The organism is Candidatus Jordarchaeum sp. (genome assembly GCF_052745115.1).
Genome location: NZ_JBRAKS010000310.1, coordinates 1 through 4,532, shown reverse-complemented (window position 1 = coordinate 4,532; position 4,532 = coordinate 1). Strand labels below are relative to the sequence as shown.

Sequence of the window (4,532 nt, the reverse complement as noted above, 5' to 3'; positions counted from 1 at the left end):
CCCATTTAAGCAACAGAGCAGTACCACCAGCTCAATAATTAGTTTCTAACTTCTTATGCATCAATGTTTATTTTTAAAGCAAAGTTTTATTCAATGAAATAGCGAATTATACAATAGAAACTAATTATATTCTTGCTGAGAAAAGCAAAATTTACTATATATCATTGTACCCGTAAATATATAAAGCAAACTCAAACCCGGGAGAGATGGTATGAATATCATATTGGTGATGTCCGATAGCTTTCGCTATGATAACCTCTCATGTTATGGAGATACAAAGGTAAAAACACCACGATTGGACAGGTTTGCAAAGGAAGCGTTTATCTTTAACAATGCCTACCTCGGTTCCTTTCCAACCATACCCAATCGCCTTGACATAATGAGTGGGCGTTTCAGCTTCATAGATAAGGAATGGCAGCCCCTACCGCGTGAAACCGTAACCCTGCAACAAGTACTAAGTGCCTCAGGTTTTATAACACAGATGATTGCAGATAATCCCCATCTTGTGGAAATGGGCTTCAATTACGAAAGGGGATTCAGTGCATGGGAATGGATCCGTGGTCAGGAGACAGATAAATGGAAAACAGCTCCCAGAAATATAAAATTACCTGATATAGGGAAAAAACTTCGTACACCAACCTTCATTCAAAGCTATCTGCGAAATACTGCATGGTGGAAAACCGAGGAAGATCGTTTTGCACCACGTACAATAAATGCTGCCTGCAAATGGCTTGAGGAAAATCAGGACCAGGAAAAATTTTTCCTTTATATAGACTTATTTGATCCCCATGAACCCTGGGATGCACCAGAAAGATATTTAAAGTTATATGAAACAAATTATGAAGGTGAGAATCTGATCTATCCGAATTATGGGTTCTGGGAGGAAATCTTCACAGAAGATGAGTTGAACCATATCCATGCATTATACATGGCAGAGGCAAGCATGGTGGATCACTGGTTCGGTGTTTTGCTGGATAAAATAGAAGAATTAGGAATGAATGAAGACACGGCTGTGATTTTTACAAGTGACCATGGTTACCTTTTTGGTGAACATGGACTAACTGGAAAATCACTTTTCCCTGAAGTAGATGGAAAAATATTCTATGAAGCAATACCAATGTACGATGAAATTCGCCGCATCCCGTTATTAATTCGCTTACCGGGGCAAAATAAAAGGCAAAGAATCGATTCACTGGTACAGGCTCCAGATCTGATGCCAACCATTCTTGAGATGGCGGGGCTCGTATCAACCCGGACAATCGAGGGAAAGTCTGAAATACAGGCCCTGCAGTGCGGGGTGTTTTATACAGAGGAATGGGAGTTCAACCCAGAAAATATTCACGGAATTTCTCTTATGCCTCTCATGAAAGGTGAGAAAGAAAAGCTGCGAGATATTGCTGTATGCTCAAATACACTTGTTCATCATACACCGATACTTGCTCGATGCGCAATTGTCACAGAGGATGGTTGGTGCCTTCACTATGCAGGTAACTATGAAAAAACAACTAAAGGTGGTGGCCTCTTTACACTGAAACTCATAAATCCAGAAGGCTCTCGCATTCCACCAGATCCAGAGCTATACTATATACCCGATGATCCGAAAGAGTCTGAAAACCTGATAGATAAAAATGAAAGCCTTGCCAGAGAGATACATCATCGATATATAAAATGGCTTGAGGAAGCAGGGACGCCCGAGGAACACCTTGCAGGAAGACGTAAGTTTCGTTAAGGTCACTTGATAAAATCCTTAATGAGTTAAAATAAATCTTCAATCATAATAGTCCATATTGACTTTTAGAATTTTACATAAAAATCATTTCATTGCATTTAAATAGATAGTATTTAATAGTGATAAAAACATAAAAGTTATGCTAAAACCAGGAATAAAAGCACCAGACTTTAACCTGCAGGCAATCAACTCCAGCAAAACCTTATCATTAAACAAGCTTAACTGGAAATGGAGAGTTTTGATTTTCGTTCCAGCAAACTTTTTAACTGAAACAAATGAGAAAATTTTTCAATACGAGGGGAGAGGAGATGAGTTTAGAAAACACGGTGCATTTGTTTCAGGCATAACAAATGCAGGTGAAAATAAATTAAACCTCTCTTCGATTACAAATATATCTTTCCCAATTTTATCTGATAATACCGGTTCTGTAGCATTGCAGTATAGAGCAATTTCAAATAATGGTATTATCCACCCGGCTGTATTTATCGTTGATGATCAAAACACGATCCGGAAGGTATTCGAGGCATCTAAATATCCCGACCTGCCAAATCCAGCAGCGGTCATAAGAGCTTTGATTCAATTAGAAAACACTCCAGTCCCGGACCCTGTCACCGAAAAGGACTGGCAGCTTGGTCCCTCCAGTGCCCCTATCACAATAATTGAGTACGGCGACTATCAATGTAAGCTTTGTGCTGAAAGTTTTGCAATTCTTGACTCAATACTCCCCCTCTATGAGGGAAAGGTCAGGCTTGTTCACAGGCATCTACCATTAAGGCATTCACACCCACAATCCCAGATTGCCGCTGAGGCTACAGAGGCGGCTGGAAAACAGGGAAAGTTCTGGGAAATGCACAGACTTCTTTTCAAATCCACTGACGCTCTGGAAATGGAGAATCTAATAGAATATGCCAGGAGAATATCTCTGGATGTTGATAAGTTCATACACGATCTAAAAAGTGGAGCATACAGGGAATCAGTAGATGATGATTTTAAAAGAGCCATCAAAAACAAGATAAAGCTTCCACCTGCATTATTTATCAATAGCATACTATTTGAAGGACCAAGAACAAAAGAAACAATATGCACAAGAATAGAAGAGCTTCTTTCCTGTATTGATGATTTTTAATTGTTTTATTAGTATCTTCAAGTAAAACGTTCCAAAATTAAAATACTAGGGGGGATAAAAACAATGGCCAGAAAGATAGCAAATGTAATCTTAATCATTTTTATTTCTGCTCTGAGCTTTCTGCTTTTCTTCGCAGGAGGGGAGAAAAAAGAGGAGAAAATACATCTTGTTTTTCGACAGTGCGACACTCCTACAGAGGCTGCAGGCTTAAAGGACGCTATCGAGTATTATAACCAGCAAAATCCACATGTTTATGTTGATTTTGAAACAGTTCCCTGGTCTGATGCCAGGACTCAAATATTGAGAGAAGCCGCTGCGGGAACAGGTGCAGATGTTGTGCACAGTGCTTTTGTCTGGACAAGGGACCTGGGCATTGCGGGAGCATTTCGAGAATTAGATTCGCTGATGGAAGCAGACCCACTTCCCAATCCACTGGATGATTTTATCGCTGTAGAACTGACCGAATACGAAGGAAAGCATTACGGTATACCCTGGACAACCGATACATGGTGTCTTGTGTACAGGGAAGATATACTGAAGGAGGCTGGATTTTCTGCTCTGCCTGAAACCTATACCTGGGAAGATCTTAAAAAGATCAGCAAAACAATAAAAGAGAAAACCGGGAAATACGGATTTGCTTTTCCTGCCGGTAGTGGGTCAGGAGGTACAGTGTGGTTTCTGGCTAACTGGTACTGGTGGTCCAATGGTCTGAATCTGGTACAGAGAGACCCTGCTGGTAACTACGTTATCGGGCTCACAGTGGCTGACGTAGTTGAGGTTATGAAATACCTCCACTCTTTTTTGCTTGAAGGTCATTCACCTGAATCAATGCTCGGAATAAGTTCTTGGGCAGATCCAGAAATAATAAACAATCTGGTAGAAGGAAGACAGGCAATAGGTGTTATGCCGCCATTCACCTTAAAAGTTATCCTTGAGCGCTTAAAAGGAACAGATATAAGTGTAGTTTCAGCAATGCTACCAAAAGGCACGCTAAAAAGTACTTCCCATCTTGGTGGAAGAACGCTGGGGATTAACTCTGCAACAAAACATCCGGAAGAGGCCTGGAAGCTTTTAAAGTTCATGCTGTCCGAAAAAATCTTCAGAGATTATTATAAGGGGCAATTTCCTGCGCAGAAGTCTCTTCTTAAAAAAATCGATTTCGGGAAGGCATTCAACGCATATCCAAAACAGCTTGCCCAGGCAAGAGTATGGGGAGACTATTCAACAAGCCCGGCTCCAATTGGCTCAATGTGGGATGCAACCAATAAAGAGTTTGGAGCAGCCTTCGTTGGTCAGAAAACCTACGAAGAGGCAGCAAAGGATCTGTTGAAGACAGTGCAGGACCTATTATCGGGGAAATAGAAGCAGAACATATCGCAGAAACAAAGCGTAAAAATTAAGTCCTCAGGTCAAGAGATCTCATTATAAGACAGAGTATTTCTTTAATCATTCTAAAAGATATTGAGATACGGTCAAAGGACAATAGATAATATTCCAACATGACCCTGCGTTTTAAAAAAAGCTTTTATATCTTGCTGATGCTACTACCAGCCTTTTTCTTTCTATTCTTATTCTATGTCTATCCAATTCTATTCAATATAAAAATCAGTTTTACAGATTTAAATTTTTTAAGAATATCAGAGAAACCAAAATTCGTTGGTCTATCAAATTACCTGG

General features: G+C 40.0%; 3 protein-coding genes. All 3 read left to right on the top strand.

Going from position 1 to position 4,532, the window contains the following annotated elements:
• Nucleotides 1-211: 211 nt before the first annotated feature.
• The 3 genes from ACUVXA_RS16710 to ACUVXA_RS16700 all read left to right on the top strand — a co-directional run bounded on the left by ACUVXA_RS16710 (nucleotide 212) and on the right by ACUVXA_RS16700 (nucleotide 4,217).
• Nucleotides 212-1,729 carry a sulfatase gene (locus ACUVXA_RS16710; RefSeq protein WP_445872424.1) on the top strand — a complete coding sequence of 506 codons (1,518 nt, stop codon included), beginning with the start codon at nucleotides 212-214 and terminating at the stop codon, nucleotides 1,727-1,729.
• A 139-nt stretch (nucleotides 1,730-1,868) separates the two neighbouring features.
• Nucleotides 1,869-2,855 (top strand): thioredoxin domain-containing protein, encoded by a 987-nt coding sequence (locus ACUVXA_RS16705; RefSeq protein ID WP_445872423.1) that lies wholly within the window; start codon nucleotides 1,869-1,871, stop codon nucleotides 2,853-2,855.
• Nucleotides 2,856-2,918: 63 nt separating this feature from the next.
• On the top strand, nucleotides 2,919-4,217 hold the full coding sequence (locus ACUVXA_RS16700; protein ID WP_445872422.1) for an ABC transporter substrate-binding protein: 1,299 nt from the start codon (nucleotides 2,919-2,921) through the stop codon (nucleotides 4,215-4,217).
• Nucleotides 4,218-4,532: the final 315 nt, after the last annotated feature.

Excerpts from the sequence above, each read along its gene's own strand:
- ACUVXA_RS16710 (WP_445872424.1), top strand. The coding sequence starts at position 212 with ATGAATATCATATTGGTGATGTCCGATAGCTTTCGCTATGATAACCTC.
- ACUVXA_RS16705 (WP_445872423.1), top strand. The coding sequence starts at position 1,869 with ATGCTAAAACCAGGAATAAAAGCACCAGACTTTAACCTGCAGGCAATC.
- ACUVXA_RS16700 (WP_445872422.1), top strand. The coding sequence starts at position 2,919 with ATGGCCAGAAAGATAGCAAATGTAATCTTAATCATTTTTATTTCTGCT.